The organism is Nostoc sp. JL31 (assembly GCF_017114965.1).
In the GTDB taxonomy this organism is placed as follows: domain Bacteria; phylum Cyanobacteriota; class Cyanobacteriia; order Cyanobacteriales; family Nostocaceae; genus Nostoc; species Nostoc punctiforme_A.
On the sequence record NZ_JABXKO010000092.1, the window covers coordinates 1 to 13,801 of the forward strand.

At 40.1% G+C, this 13,801-nt stretch carries 13 protein-coding genes and 2 pseudogenes; 10 read left to right on the top strand and 5 right to left on the bottom strand.

The genetic code is table 11. From position 1 onward, the window contains the following. The first annotated feature begins 82 nt into the window (after positions 1–82). Entirely contained in the window at positions 83–385 is a 303-nt protein-coding gene (locus HWQ43_RS21245) for a TMEM165/GDT1 family protein (protein WP_099100177.1), read from the top strand. A gap of 179 nt (positions 386–564) precedes the next feature. Here the strand turns inward: HWQ43_RS21245 and HWQ43_RS21250 are convergent, their stop codons facing one another. Further along, positions 565–1,491, bottom strand: a complete 927-nt coding sequence (locus tag HWQ43_RS21250) for a cobalamin-binding protein (protein ID WP_292737763.1) — start codon at positions 1,489–1,491, stop codon at positions 565–567. Between the two features lie 448 nt (positions 1,492–1,939). Here HWQ43_RS21250 and HWQ43_RS21255 point away from each other — a divergent pair, with 448 nt between their 5' ends. Next, the gene (locus HWQ43_RS21255) at positions 1,940–4,159 is read left to right on the top strand and encodes an ATP-binding protein (RefSeq protein WP_292737766.1); all 2,220 of its coding nucleotides are present in this window, start codon (positions 1,940–1,942) and stop codon (positions 4,157–4,159) included. Positions 4,160–4,208: 49 nt separating this feature from the next. On the opposite strand, the gene HWQ43_RS21260 is transcribed toward HWQ43_RS21255, so the two are convergent. Then, positions 4,209–4,655, bottom strand: a complete 447-nt coding sequence (locus HWQ43_RS21260) for a GNAT family N-acetyltransferase (protein WP_292737768.1) — start codon at positions 4,653–4,655, stop codon at positions 4,209–4,211. 246 nt (positions 4,656–4,901) lie between these two features. On the opposite strand from HWQ43_RS21260, the gene HWQ43_RS21265 reads away from it, so the two are divergent. From HWQ43_RS21265 to HWQ43_RS21285, 5 genes and pseudogenes are all read left to right on the top strand, one after another. After that, positions 4,902–5,045 (top strand): hypothetical protein, encoded by a 144-nt coding sequence (locus tag HWQ43_RS21265; RefSeq protein ID WP_292737771.1) that lies wholly within the window; start codon positions 4,902–4,904, stop codon positions 5,043–5,045. A 38-nt stretch (positions 5,046–5,083) separates the two neighbouring features. Then, positions 5,084–6,025 carry a ferritin-like domain-containing protein gene (locus tag HWQ43_RS21270; protein WP_292737773.1) on the top strand — a complete coding sequence of 314 codons (942 nt, stop codon included), beginning with the start codon at positions 5,084–5,086 and terminating at the stop codon, positions 6,023–6,025. A 20-nt stretch (positions 6,026–6,045) separates the two neighbouring features. Then, positions 6,046–6,804: pseudogene (locus HWQ43_RS21275) on the top strand (isoprenyl transferase). Positions 6,805–7,039: 235 nt separating this feature from the next. Further along, the gene (locus HWQ43_RS21280; RefSeq protein ID WP_292737776.1) at positions 7,040–7,555 is read left to right on the top strand and encodes a hypothetical protein; all 516 of its coding nucleotides are present in this window, start codon (positions 7,040–7,042) and stop codon (positions 7,553–7,555) included. Positions 7,556–8,223: 668 nt separating this feature from the next. After that, positions 8,224–10,143 (top strand): iron uptake porin, encoded by a 1,920-nt coding sequence (locus tag HWQ43_RS21285; protein ID WP_292737887.1) that lies wholly within the window; start codon positions 8,224–8,226, stop codon positions 10,141–10,143. 122 nt (positions 10,144–10,265) lie between these two features. Here the strand turns inward: HWQ43_RS21285 and HWQ43_RS21290 are convergent, their stop codons facing one another. From HWQ43_RS21290 to trxA, 3 genes are all read right to left on the bottom strand, one after another. Beyond that, positions 10,266–10,715 (bottom strand): GUN4 domain-containing protein, encoded by a 450-nt coding sequence (locus HWQ43_RS21290; RefSeq protein ID WP_366932873.1) that lies wholly within the window; start codon positions 10,713–10,715, stop codon positions 10,266–10,268. A 3-nt stretch (positions 10,716–10,718) separates the two neighbouring features. Next, positions 10,719–10,880 (bottom strand): hypothetical protein, encoded by a 162-nt coding sequence (locus HWQ43_RS21295; protein WP_292737779.1) that lies wholly within the window; start codon positions 10,878–10,880, stop codon positions 10,719–10,721. A 236-nt stretch (positions 10,881–11,116) separates the two neighbouring features. Further along, positions 11,117–11,434 carry a thioredoxin gene (trxA, locus tag HWQ43_RS21300; RefSeq protein WP_094352713.1) on the bottom strand — a complete coding sequence of 106 codons (318 nt, stop codon included), beginning with the start codon at positions 11,432–11,434 and terminating at the stop codon, positions 11,117–11,119. A 635-nt stretch (positions 11,435–12,069) separates the two neighbouring features. On the opposite strand from trxA, the gene fabG reads away from it, so the two are divergent. The 3 genes and pseudogenes from fabG to HWQ43_RS21315 all read left to right on the top strand — a co-directional run bounded on the left by fabG (position 12,070) and on the right by HWQ43_RS21315 (position 13,793). After that, positions 12,070–12,816, top strand: coding sequence for a 3-oxoacyl-[acyl-carrier-protein] reductase (gene fabG, locus HWQ43_RS21305; protein WP_292737781.1), 747 nt, complete (start codon positions 12,070–12,072; stop codon positions 12,814–12,816). A gap of 95 nt (positions 12,817–12,911) precedes the next feature. Further along, a pseudogene (locus HWQ43_RS21310) lies at positions 12,912–13,346 on the top strand (Rpn family recombination-promoting nuclease/putative transposase). A gap of 96 nt (positions 13,347–13,442) precedes the next feature. Then, positions 13,443–13,793, top strand: coding sequence for a DUF4351 domain-containing protein (locus HWQ43_RS21315; protein ID WP_292737783.1), 351 nt, complete (start codon positions 13,443–13,445; stop codon positions 13,791–13,793). Positions 13,794–13,801: the final 8 nt, after the last annotated feature.

Consider the following 13,801-nt stretch of genomic DNA (forward strand, 5'->3'; position numbering starts at 1 on the left):
CATTAGTCATTAGTCATTAGTCATTAGTCATTAGTCATTAGTCATTAGTCATTAGAAAAATTCCCCACTGCCCCTTAATTATATGGATTGGCATCTTTTAGGACTGAGCTTTATTACGGTTTTTTTATCAGAATTGGGTGACAAAAGTCAGCTAGCGGCGATCGCACTTTCAGGACGTTCTAATTCTCCACGTGCAGTATTTTTCGGTGCAGCAGGCGCATTGCTGTTGACAAGCCTGTTGGGATCGTTAGCAGGGGGTGCAGTAGCCGAATTATTACCTACACGCGTTTTAAAAGCGATCGCGGCTGTAGGATTTGCCATTCTTGCTGCACGCCTGCTGTTATTTAACAATGAACCATCGGCAGATTCTGAGCAAACACCTTGAAGAAGAATTCAGAATCCAGAAATCAGAATTATCCTTCGTCGGGTATTGGAACCCAGCAAAGTTTTTAACCAGTATCACTTAGTAATTCGACCCTTTAACAAGCTCAGGGCATCGCAAGCTCAGTAACCATCGGACTCGAATTAATACTGAATTCTGACTCCTGAGTTCTGAATTCTTATTTACAAAAGTTCCCAAGCAGTTCCTTTGTAGCCGTATTGAAAAATTTCTGGATGCAGAATTTCGGCCAAAATTTCTAGAGAATCTACCAGTCGTGGCCCTGGACGATTAAAGTAAGAATTGCCATCAGTAATGTAGACTCTACCAGCTGCGGTAGCGTGTAGTTTTTCCCACTCTGGACGTTGAGTTAATAAATTGGCTTCTTTGCGAGTGCGGTTTAAATCAAAGCCACAAGGCATAAAAACAATTACATCGGGATTAGTTGTTACTAGTGTTTCCCACGGCAAGATCGGAGAAGGCTGACCTGTAGCGCAAAATAGAGACTGTCCTCCTGCTAAGTTAACTAATTCAGGAATCCAATTAGCGGCGACCATCAAAGGATCAGTCCACTCGATACAGGCGACGGTAGGCAGTTCATCTAAAGAAAGTCCTTGGATTTTTTGCTGACAGATTTTGACGCGAGCTTCTAAATTTTCTAAGACTTTTACCGAGTCTACACCAAAGATATTGCCGACTCGCTCAATGTCAGCCCAAACATCCGGGAGAATATTGGGTTGTAAAGAAATAATCTGAGGTTTACTGTCAATCAGTGTAGCAACTGCCTTTTCAACATCGTGTAAGCTAACAGCACAAACATCGCACTGGTCTTGAGTGAGAATGTGGGTAGGCTGCAACTGCTCTAAAACATCTGTTTTGATTTCATAAATACTAAGAGCAGATTGCAATAAATTGTTCACTTCGTCGTGAATTTGGCTGCTGGAGGCATCACTGTTTAAACGTGCTTGGGTACAAATGGGGCGATTGAGGATTTCTGGAGGGTAATCGCATTCGTGCGATCGCCCCACAATAGCATTAACCAACCCTAGTGCCGCTAAAATCTCTGTTCCACCGGGAATCAGGGAAACAATTCTTACATCACTATCTGTCATCGCTCCACCTCCGTAAAAGCTGCCATTACCTTAAGTTTGGCAGAATTTGAGCCATTAGGTATCTTTCTCTAGGAGAATCAAGAGTATTTTGCTAGTCAGTACTCAGCAAGAAATTCTACTGGGGATTGGGTATTGAGAAGAATCTTTACCACTCCCCAGTTTCAAATTAAAAATACTATACTACTTATACTACTTGATAGTAGAATTACTTAATAGTGAAATTACTTCAAATGCTAATTATCCCCTGGCAAAAATTAATAGTATGAAGTAACAGAATTAATCAGCAAAATCTAGCTTATAACTAATTAGCCAGAATTATAAAATTTGATTAGAAAAATTATACTTTCCGGTTATGAAAAACCATATCAAGTAATTGTAGTTATACAAAGATAGTTCTACTTTTTCCGTAGAATTGCAAGTCCAAATTATTTCTTCTTGAGGGCAACTAATGCAGGTGGTGTCAGCTAGAAATATTACAGACCACAACCAGGCCCAAGAGGCTTTACAAATCAGAGAAAATAGTCGGCGAAAACAAAGCCAGACGCTGGTGCAACTAGCAAGAAGCAAGACATTTCAGCAAGGTAATCTCAATGCCGTGTTGAGGGAAATAACAGAAACCGCTGCTCAGACGCTGTTAGTAGAGCGAGTGGGAGTATGGTTATATAATGAAGAACGTTCAAAAATTGAATGCGTTAATTTGTATGATGTCAGAACTAAGGAGCATACTTTTGGTAACTCGCTTTTAAAAACAAATTTTCCTGCTTATTTCCAAGCTTTAGAAGAGGAGCGTACTATTGCCGCAGATGATGCCAGAAACGATCCCAGAACCCAAGAATTATCACAGTCTTATCTTTCAGTTTTGGGCATCACATCTATACTAGATGCACCAATTTGGCTAGAGGGTCATTTGGTAGGCGTAGTGTGTCACGAACACATAGGCGAAGGTCGCCAATGGACTTTAGAAGAAGAGAGTTTTGCTGGCTCAATTGCAGATTTTATAACGCTGGCTATAGAAGCGAACGAGCGAAACGTCGTACAGGAAGCACTGCGACAGAGTGAGGCGCAATTTCGGGCGATTTTTGAGCGTTCCTCTATCGGCATTGGCCTGATAGATATGAAAGGGCAGATAGTCGATACTAATCTGGCACTGTGCGAGATTTTAGGATACAGCCGAGAAGAGTTATACAGCAAGCGCTTTACAGATTACATTTCCATAGAAAGGGAGGATTTAAAACTTTACAAACGACTGATGTCAGGAATTAGAACAGACTTAAAGAGAACTTCGAGGGATGTTTTACAACCCTCCAACCATCAGAAACAGCTTGTTGAAAGACATCGTATTGAGATAGAAAGACGCTGCCAGCATCAAAGTGGTAGCTTAGTTTGGACTCATATCTCTGTTTCTGTTATACCAGGCAGCAATGGTGAACCTGAGTTTTTTCTAGCGATGATTGAGGATATTACTGAACGTAAGCAAACAGAGTTGAAACTACGCGCCTCTCAAGAAGCAGCAGAAGCTGCCAGTCGAGCAAAAAGTGAATTTTTAGCAACCATGAGCCATGAGTTGCGGACACCTCTCAATGCGATTATGGGTTTGTCACAGTTACTGCAACAAGAAATAGTTGGCTCTCTCAATGAAAAACAGAACGAATATGTAAGTTGTATATATAGTAGTGGTGAACATCTGCTGGCAGTAATTAACGATATCCTTGACTTATCTAAGGTAGAAGCTGGTAAAGAGGAACTGTTACTATCATCTTTGTCAGTGGCAGATATATGTAATTATGCCATCTGGACAGTGCGCGATCGCGCCTCAGAAAAGGGATTGCAACTCACACATGAAATTGACCGAGAAGCTGATATTTGTATTGCTGATGAGCGGCGCATCAAGCAAATGCTACTCAACTTGCTCACCAATGCCATTAAATTTACCCCAGCAGGTGAAGTATCGCTGGTAGTCAAAAAAGTGCCACAAGGGATAACGTTTACAGTTTCAGATACTGGCATTGGTATAGACTCAAGTCAGTTTCAATTTCTATTTGAACCGTTTAAGCAGCTTGACAGTCGATTAAATCGGCAATATGAAGGCACTGGTTTGGGTTTAGCCTTGACGCGGAAATTAGCGCGTTTACATGGTGGAGATGTTACCGTGACATCAACTGTAGGAAAGGGCAGTCAGTTCACTCTGTTTCTACCAAATCCAGAGCATTCGGGAAATGAGGAAGATGAGACAAATGAGATAGACGAGACAGAAGAGGAAGCAAATTTTACCTCGTCCTCCTCTTCTTCAAACATCCCCACAAATCAAACTATTTTGCTTGTAGAAGAAGATGAAAACATAGCAACAGTGTTGCAAGATTATCTCCACACAATTGGCTACAAAGTTAAGTGGATAGATAATGGTAACGATTTTTTGAAACAGGTACAAAGCTTCCAACCAGATTTAGTTTTTTTTGATTCCCAGTTAGTAAAGGATGTTCATATCTGGAATTTGCTGAATATCCTTAGAAAAGCGCCTTATCGCCAACATTTGCCGATTGTAATGATGACCTTTCGCGAACCTTTAGAGGAGGAAATTGCCATGATGCCAGGTAGTGTTAATGACTACCTTGTAAAGCCAGTTCGGATAGTCCAGCTAGAGTCAATCCTAATGAAATATTTTAGTTAATTGCTCATAAAAATACATTTTTATGAAAAAATATACATAGACAATATTTTTACTTTAACTGTGAAAATCTTTTTCTCATTTTCACATGGAGAATATTGGCTTCTTCAAATATTTCTCCTTCCTCTACAAAATCGAGTTTTTTGTATAAATTTTTTACATATTCTTGAGCATGAATCACTACTTCTGGAATATTTTGGTTAGCTATCACCTGTAGGGCATTTTCCATAATTTTCTTACCAATACCTTGCCCTCTAACTGTCGATAAAACAGCTAACCTTTCTATTTTGGCAGTTTTATCATCTAAATATCTGATTCTGGCAGTACCCACAACTTCCACATTTAAATAAGCAATTAGATGATCGGATATTTCATCTTTGCCATCAAATTCTAAAGTGGGATCTACCCCTTGTTCTTCTTGAAAAACTGATTTTCTAATTGCTTTAATTGCCGGAAAATCTTTAGGTAATTCAGCAACTTTTATAACTAAATTACTCATGAAACTCTCTCTGAGGTTACTACCTATTGTAGTTTAACGTGAGTTTGATGCACCTTTCCCTGCTTTGAACGAAAGTGCAAGCCTGTCCCTCTCGTAGTCGGAGCTACAGTGTATACACAAGTCCTTCTGACCCCCTCTAACTCCCCTTGGTAAGCAGGGCTGTTTCATTACCTAAGTTTGATCAACTTACACTTGAGCAGGTAATATCTATCTCTTCTTATAACTTTATTCTCGAAGCTCTTTTCTATGCAGCTTCACATTAAATTGGTATTAGAAGGGCGAGGTTTGAAACCCAAATTTTCTATAACCAACTTTTTCCCCGACTTTTGCAACCTATCACATAAAACTGCCGACTTCAGCCGACTGACAAAAGCAAGTGCGATCGCTTAGGCTATTGGGCATAGAGATAAAAAATTAAGTATAAAAATATGCTTAACACCCTCAGCCCAATCACAGAAGACTTAGCAGGTAAAAGCTATCCTAGTCCTGATTACTTGCAAACACAGCGCCGCATTCGTTCACTCATAGACAGATATATTGCAGTCGAAAAACTACACGAGCGCTTACAAGATTTACCGATACAGTTTGCCAATCCCCAACCCCGTCCTTGGAAACTCATCGACTGGCAAACAATTAACCGCAATCAAATTATCGGCTTAGACGCAGAGGTATTTTTATCTATATTGATAGGTGCGATGCATACAGAAGCCCCCATTCGCGCCTATACCCAAACCAGTCGCCAGTATTTGGAAAAATTGCATCCTCAAATGGCTCGGTTTGTTGGTGGAACTGTCCGTGAAGATGGCGAACTGCTGGAACTTGGTTTGTGGGAGAAGGAAGAACGTCAGCACACACCTGCATTAATCAAAGTCTACACCCAATTAATAGGCGAGAAAATTACCCCAAAACTTCGGACTGTTAGAAGCTATCTTCCCACAGATGATGCTCACGAAGACTTATATCGCCACGGCTTACACCGCATTGCCACAGAATACGGTGCTACCTGTCTTTATATTTGGTTGATGGCTCATACTACTGGCGCACTCCAGGATGTTCTAGAGGAATTAGCACAGGATGAAATCAATCACATGACCAAATTCTGGGGGTTTGGAGTCTGGGCTTTCCCTGATACTGGATTGATGCGAATTGGACGCACGCTAATCAAAACGCGATCGCAAAACTATCAGCGTAACAACCTCATGCGTACTCTCCGCCGCATGATGGCTACCCTCAACTGGAATGCTTGGTCATTAACCAACAAAGCAACTCTCCTCTTCACCTTCACCTATACAATGCGTCGTCTGTGGAGTTGGAACAATAGCTTAACCCCAGAGTATTTACAAAATTTATTTGAAATTAATCATCAGTAATAACAAAGGACAAAAGACAAATGATAAATAACAAATCAAAATTACCCAGCGATTTAAACCCTCAAAAAATACCCCAACATATCGCTGTCATCATGGATGGTAACGGCCGATGGGCAACCAGCCGAGGATTACCGCGCATTGCTGGACATCGGCAAGGAGCAAGTACGCTCAAAGAACTATTGCGTTGCTGCAAAGATTGGGGAGTCAAAGCGTTGACAGCCTATGCTTTCTCAACAGAAAATTGGCAGCGTCCCATTGAATAAGTGGATTTTCTGATGCATTTGTTTGAGCGATTACTACACCGCGAGTTGGCTCAAATGCATCAAGAAGGTGTACGAATCTCCTTTATTGGAGATTTATCGGCTTTACCCAAGTCTCTACAGATGGAAATGGAACGTTCAATGGCGGAGACGTTGAACAATCAAGCAATCCACTTTACTGTTGCAGTCAATTATGGTAGCCGCAACGAAATTACCAGAGTTTGTCGTCAAGTAGCTCAACTTGTGGAACAAGGCGAACTCAGCGCGGAACAAGTGAATGAAGGTCTTGTAGAACAACACCTCTACACAGCAGATACTCCAGAACCCGATTTGCTGATTCGTACCAGCGGTGAGATGCGATTGAGCAATTTTCTCTTATGGCAAATGGCCTATACAGAGATGTATTTTACGGATATTCTTTGGCCAGATTTTAATAGAGAAGCATTTTATCAGGCTTTGTTGAGCTACCAAAATCGCGATCGCCGTTTTGGTCAAGTTAAAGCTTCAATTTCAGCATAGTGTACCAAACACCAGACATCGCCTCAAAATTAAACCGCACAGTTGTTGCCATGAGCGATAAAGTAAAAGCACCCATATTACCACGATGGTATATGAGCGCTCACAAATAAAACATTATTGAGGATAATCTATCTGCTATGACAGACCGAAGTAACTATAAGAATAGCAGGCACTGGGTAAATAAACTGCAAGGGTAGTTACAAATGTTTTGTTAAAAATATTACTTACCGTCAATATGATGCTTGATTTAGGCAAAATCCAATTGATTGCGAAATCATATTCTCCCCAAGAACTCTTCGCTGCTTTGGTTTGGCAGCGTCGGTTCAATGAGTTTGATGGGGAAGAGGTAATTACTGACCTTTCCAACCACAGAAATTTATGGTCAAGCTTTCTGTTCACAAAACCAATCTTTGCACCAGATGAAAACGGTTTAAGCTTTGGTGGTATGGTCGATACCCTACTTGCAATGGCAAACTATCGTCCCATGCCTGAAACCAGCATCATCCATTTCATTGCTTATCCTGCCGATACGTTATACATCCTTACAGAGAACCAAGACATAAAAGTGTCTGAGCTTTTAGACTTGGGCAAAAAATGGCGAGCTGATTCAGTAGAGGTAAGTGATGGCTCGAATGAAGACTACGGTTTGCGGCTTAAGCGTCGGCTGAGAACTAGATTGGAAGGGGGGCTATGGGGTGAAGATGTTCACCAGGATTGTGATGCGGCCATTGTTACCTATTGGTGGGATTAAATTCTTGAAAGTTATTTCCACCGTTTTCCTCCTGATCTTACCTACACCCAAATCGATGAGCGATCGCCGTCTCCTAATTTTTTTGAATAAATTATTCTTTAGTAGGTATTGAGCCGAAATCTTTGGCTCAATACCTGTATTCTTTATCACAAAACTGACTTTTCACGTTATGTGGAAAAGTCCACCAAAAACCTAACCCCCTTCCCGACGCGGGAAGGGGGAAAATTCAAAATCTCTCTCCTTTTAGGAGAGAGATTTAGAGAGAGAGATTTTCCAGATACCGTGAAAAGTCAGATCACAAAATCAGACTTCTTTAATTATTATTTTGTCAATATAGCAATCCAATTTTAGATTTGAACAGAGAAAATTTGGAAGTCTTATGAATCCGGAATCCTACAGAGCTTACTGTTCAAAAACTATTTATTATTTGCTATCGTAACTATAAAAACTATCAATATAATTTTTTGTTAATTCTTTCCAAAAATAGTATTTACTATAATTTAATACTTGCGATATAAGCTGATGTTCTGGTAAGTCAATTCAGAAAAAATCCTGATATCCAAAATTTAAAATTAACAAGACTCTCTTGTTAACTTTAAATTTACTTATCAATCAATTTTAAAATCGCAATTAATTTTTCCACTATCTTATCGGTGTTGGGAGTTATGATGGCAAAATATCTACTAGCTTCTGCTAGTGGGATGGGATTTTTATGTTTAATTGCCGGGTTATTACCTGTGCAAGCCCTTCCTAGTTTAGAAATTGCAGATAAAAACGTAGTTGTTAATCAAAATGATGACAGCTATCAAAAAAATGATTCTCATCAAAGCAATTTAGCAAATAGTATCTCCAGTCAATTGCTGATAGCTAATGATAGTCAAAAAAATTTACCCTCAGTCAATCAACAGCAAAAAAATCAAGATTTAGGAGTAGATTCTGCTGTTAACTTTTGGCAGCCAATCACAGCACAACCTGCAAGTTCATCTCCATCCTCAGACAAACTTGCACAAGTAACATCCGTATCCCAATTGTCTGATGTACAGCCGACTGATTGGGCTTTTCAGGCACTCCAATCTTTAGTTGAGCGCTATGGTTGTATCGCAGGTTATCCCAATCAAACCTATCGCGGTAATCGCGCGATGACTCGCTATGAATTTGCTGCTGGCTTAAATGCTTGTTTAGACCGAATCAACGAACTGATTGCCACTGCAACTGGTGATTTGGTCAAGAAAGAAGATTTAGCCACGTTGCAGAAACTACAAGAACAATTTGCGGCGGAATTGGCAACATTGCGAGGTCGAGTAGATGCTGTAGAAGCTCGCACAGCAGAACTAGAAGCAAATCAGTTTTCTACTACGACCAAACTCAATGGTGAGGTAATTATTGCTGGTGTTGGTGCTAGCGGCGGCGCTCCTAATGACAGTGACCCGAACATCATCCTAGTCAATAGAGTGCGATTAAATCTCACCACTAGCTTTACTGGTAAAGATTCATTAATTACTGGATTGCAAGCCTATAACTTTTTGGGTGGAGCCGATGGACAGGGTAGCTTACAACAAAGTTTAGGATTAGCTTCGCCGCTTTTAAGTGCAAGTAGCGCTCGTACCAGTTTTGAGCCGCAATTTCCGGGGTTAAATGTCAACACTTTGTCGAGTGTTGGCGCAAACAGTGTTCAGCTTTACAAATTGCTGTATGTCTTTCCCGTCGCTAATAAATTAACCTTGTTTGCGGGAACTGCGGCGGAAACATCAGATGCTTTCCCAGCAATTACGCCTTTTTATGGTGAAGGACAAGAGTCAATATCTCGTTTCGCCGGCTTGAATCCTGTGCTACGGGTTTCTGGTGGAACTTCGGGTACTGGTTTAGCATCGGCGGCGGGATTTATTTTTAATATTTCGCCAAATTTGGATTTAAGAGCTTTATACGGCAGCGTAAATGCCAATTTACCCGAAAAATCTGCTAATGAGGCAGTACCAGGAGTTTCTACTACACCTTTGGGAGCAGGTTTATTTAGTGGTAGTAGTATTATTGCCACACAGTTAACCTTCAAGCCAAGTCCCGCTCTGGATATTGGTTTAAACTATGCCCACAGTTATCACGAAATCAATATTTTGGCTACAGGATTAGTTATTAGTGATATCGGTGCTTTAGCAGGGGTTGCAACTGGAACACCGCTCACACTCAATTCTGTTGGCGGTACGGTAACATGGCGATTATCTCCCAAGATAGCATTATCTGGTTACGGTGCAGCAATATTTGTTGATGCTGCTTCAAATAGCGTGAATGCTTCCACCACCTTTACAAGTTGGATGGCGGGAGTTCACTTCAGAGATTTATTCAAGCCAGGGAACACCGCCGGGATTCTTTTTGGTCAGCCGCTTTTCCGTACTGATACTGGTGGTTCTGCTCAACTTACCCCCACAGGCGACAATCGGGCGACTCCTTACCATTTAGAAGCCTATTACCGCCTTCAAGTTACCGATAATATCAGCATTACCCCTGGTGCGTTTGTTCTCTTTAACCCAGAAGGTAACAGCAACAATGACACTACAACAGTAGGTGTACTTCGGACTACTTTTACCTTTTAAGAGATTGGGAGTAGGGAGTCAAAATCCCCCAATTTCTTGGGGGATTTTGAGATTGGGTAACAAAATTCACAGTAATAATAATATTGCCCTGTCTTACTAGTATCGTGACAAAAAAATCTTTACTAGATGCTGAACCCCACTAAGGTAGACTCTAAACCCACTAACCGAGATATAGATGGAAAGTGTCCTTTAGGTGCGTCTAAGGTGAAAGTATATTCCTCATATTTAATCCATTCACTATTAGCAAGACTTGCTAGCCATCCAACTTTATAAGCAAAGCGCTTACAATCTTTCTTGGCTTGCCAAATACGTTGTTGGACGCTAAAAGCAAATCTGCCTTCACTATATTGAACCCAGAGCTTATTAATAATATAAAGGTCATGACGAGGAAATCTTTTAATTTCGCCATCATCTAACCAGCCTTCTTCTTCACGCTCACATATTTTGAGCATAGTAGAGTAAGTTTCTCTATCAGCTTCCTGCCATTTTTGTTCTGCTAGTAATTCCTGTAATTTTCTATAATCAATACCAGATGTATGAGATACAAGGATCTTAGATATCGCCCTACAGATAACCTAATTATTTCTTTTACCTGATTTACCAGTTTGATTTGAAAGTTGGTGCTTTTGTATAACTCGCTCAATCTGGCAAGTCACCGCATCTATTCTATGTTTAACCTTATCAAAATCAATATTTACCCAAATATAAGCTTTGTCAGGTCTTTGCTGCTTATCCATATATTGCTTTTCTTGTCAAGATATTTTGTTATATCTATACAATATAGCTATCCTAATTTCTAAACTACTTTCTCTAGACGTATAAGTAAATATGCTTAAGATTTACTTAAGGTTTTATCTGCTACAAGTTCAGTTCAACAGTAATTTGATTCACAGAGGCACACAATTACTATCTAGTGAAAGAAGCGCGATATTTCGCGCCTCTAAGAACTAAAATCAAAATTCTAAGTGTTAGCTTAAACCTTTGTTTGTAGATATTGCACCAACTGCGGTGCTTGCATCACTCCCTCGATCCTATCCACAGGCTTACCCTGCTTAAACAGTACTAAGGTTGGGAGAGAAGCAATTTTATACTCAGTAGCCAAGTCTGTGTATTTTTCTGTGTCGATTTTGACAATCCTCAAGCGATCCTTTAGTTGGGCATTGACTTGCTCTAAAATTGGCACCATCATTTGACAGGGACCACACCAGTCAGCATAAAAATCTACTAATACAGGTACATCAGAAGCAGACAGCATCTCTTCAAAACTGTTGAATTGCTTTTTAGTTGCCATGTGACACACACCGATTTTCAATTGTTTGTTTCAATAGTAATTCTTAGAAAATAAAATAGGTATAGGTTCATGGGTTTTTATTGGGAAAAGATTAAATTAGTTAATATAGAACGATTTAATAGCCCCAAATATTAAATTATTATAATAAAATACGTATTTTTTTTAGGTCGTGCATCTGCATTAGATATGTATTTAAACCTATCCTGACCAACCAAATAATTATAAAGGCGTTCACGAGAGTTATATCTACGAAGCTGTAGCTGCAAAACTTTCTAGTCTATCCAGCCAGGTGAATATATTACTTCAAGTTATTCATGCATTCAGAGATAAATAACTATAGATATTTAATTATAGTAAAACATTAATTCTTGTTATTCGAGTTATATAGCAATCCTATTTGATTTGTGAGAATTGCAATCCACAGATCCCTGACTTTTATCAAGTCAAGGATCTTATTTCTGCGCGTTTGATTCAGGATAGCTATATCTAGCTATCTAAATCTAGCTATCTAATTTGGAACATGACAGCAAGATTGTCATCCCGCAAGAGTGAGATTTTACTCAGACAATATTCAGATGTTCCCGAAATCACCATAAGATAATTAGCGCGGTATTTCTAAGATTGAGGAACATTAAATGACACTATTACAAGATAAAGTCGCAATTGTCACAGGTGCATCCAGAGGAATTGGCCGAGCGATCGCAATTGAATTAGCCTCACAAGGAGCGATCGCAGTTGTCAATTATGCCAATTCTAGTGCTGCGGCTGAGGCAGTTGTTACAGAAATTACAGCAGCAGGAGGTCAGGCGATCGCTATCCAAGCAGACGTTTCTAAAAGCGCTCAAGTAGACGCACTAGTTAAGTCCGTCATGGAAAAGTTCAGCCGTGTGGATATCTTAGTCAACAACGCAGGTATTACCCGCGACAATCTGCTTTTGCGTTTGAAGACAGAAGATTGGCAAGCTGTGATAGACCTTAATCTAACTGGTGTTTTCTTATGTACACGCGCAATCAGTAAAATTATGCTGAAGCAGCGATCGGGGCGGATTATCAACATTACCTCCGTTGCAGGGCTAATGGGCAACCCAGGTCAGTCCAACTACAGCGCCGCCAAAGCAGGTGTAATCGGTTTCACCAAAAGCGTTGCCAAAGAACTCGCTACTCGCGGCATCACCGTTAACGCCGTCGCCCCTGGATTCATCAGCACCGACATGACCAGCGATCTTAACAACCCCGAAGATATTCTGAAATACATCCCACTCGGTCGCTTTGGTCAGCCCGAAGAAATCGCAGGGATGGTGCGTTTCCTCGCTGCCGATCCCGCTGCCACCTACATCACCGGACAAGTCTTTAACGTCGATGGCGGCATGGTAATGGCCTAAATAGTTGAGCTAAATAATTGAGGGGTAGCGATTTTTCGTAGTTGGAGCTTTAGCGCCAACTACGAACTTATTAAATAAAATTTGACAGACTAATTATGAAAACAGACTCTATTTTTTATCGTTTATTTCAAACTTTCCCCAGTGCTTTTTTTGAATTAATTAATCTGCAACCATCAGAAGTAAATGCATATAATTTCGCTTCAGTAGAATTAAAGTAAACAACATTTCGCATTGATGGAGTCTTTCTTCCTGTTGCTGACACTAGTCGTCAGCCGATTTATTTTGTAGAGGTTCAATTTCAAAAAAATAATGAATTTTATGCTCGTTTATTTTTAGAAATATTTCTGTATTTACGACTTTACGCACCTACTTCAGATTGGCGAGCAGTAGTTATATTCGCTCGCCGCAGCCTTGAACCAACCCAAGTACAACCGTATCGAGTCTTACTCGAAAGCCAACTTGTAACGAGGCTATATTTAGACGAGCTTGGAGAAGTAACTGAATATTCCTTGGGAATTGGTATTATCTAAATTAGTAGTTGTAAATAAAAAACAAACTCCCATATTAGTCAAAAGTTTGATTACAAAGACACGTTCGGAATTGAGCGATAAAGCACTTCAAAAAAAGTGCTAGATTTAATAGAAACAATTGTAGTTTACAAACTACCGCGTATCAGTCGTCAGGAGTTGATAATAATGTTTGGACTCGGTGATTTTGATATCAAAACTACCAGAATTTGTGAGGAAGTCCATGATGAAGTTTATGAAGAAGTCCGTGATGAAGTCAGGCAAGAACAGACTCTAGAGGTAGTCATGCGCCAGTTGCGACGACGCATTGGTAATTTGAGTCAGCAATTGTCAAAGCGCATCAGTCAGTTATCTATTGAACAGCTTGAAAATCTAGCCGAAGCACTGTTAGATTTTTCCACAGAAGGAGATTTAGTTGTTTGGCTGCAAGACAATTTAACTCAAACTTGAATTTTTTG

Bases quoted from the DNA above. Each gene is read 5' to 3' on its own strand.
- HWQ43_RS21280 (WP_292737776.1), top strand. From the start codon at position 7,040: ATGATGCTTGATTTAGGCAAAATCCAATTGATTGCGAAATCATATTCT.
- HWQ43_RS21270 (WP_292737773.1), top strand. From the start codon at position 5,084: ATGCTTAACACCCTCAGCCCAATCACAGAAGACTTAGCAGGTAAAAGC.
- HWQ43_RS21260 (WP_292737768.1), bottom strand. From the start codon at position 4,655: ATGAGTAATTTAGTTATAAAAGTTGCTGAATTACCTAAAGATTTTCCG.
- HWQ43_RS21245 (WP_099100177.1), top strand. From the start codon at position 83: ATGGATTGGCATCTTTTAGGACTGAGCTTTATTACGGTTTTTTTATCA.
- HWQ43_RS21250 (WP_292737763.1), bottom strand. From the start codon at position 1,491: ATGACAGATAGTGATGTAAGAATTGTTTCCCTGATTCCCGGTGGAACA.
- HWQ43_RS21255 (WP_292737766.1), top strand. From the start codon at position 1,940: ATGCAGGTGGTGTCAGCTAGAAATATTACAGACCACAACCAGGCCCAA.
- HWQ43_RS21295 (WP_292737779.1), bottom strand. From the start codon at position 10,880: ATGGATAAGCAGCAAAGACCTGACAAAGCTTATATTTGGGTAAATATT.
- trxA (WP_094352713.1), bottom strand. From the start codon at position 11,434: ATGGCAACTAAAAAGCAATTCAACAGTTTTGAAGAGATGCTGTCTGCT.
- fabG (WP_292737781.1), top strand. From the start codon at position 12,070: ATGACACTATTACAAGATAAAGTCGCAATTGTCACAGGTGCATCCAGA.
- HWQ43_RS21265 (WP_292737771.1), top strand. From the start codon at position 4,902: ATGCAGCTTCACATTAAATTGGTATTAGAAGGGCGAGGTTTGAAACCC.
- HWQ43_RS21285 (WP_292737887.1), top strand. From the start codon at position 8,224: ATGGCAAAATATCTACTAGCTTCTGCTAGTGGGATGGGATTTTTATGT.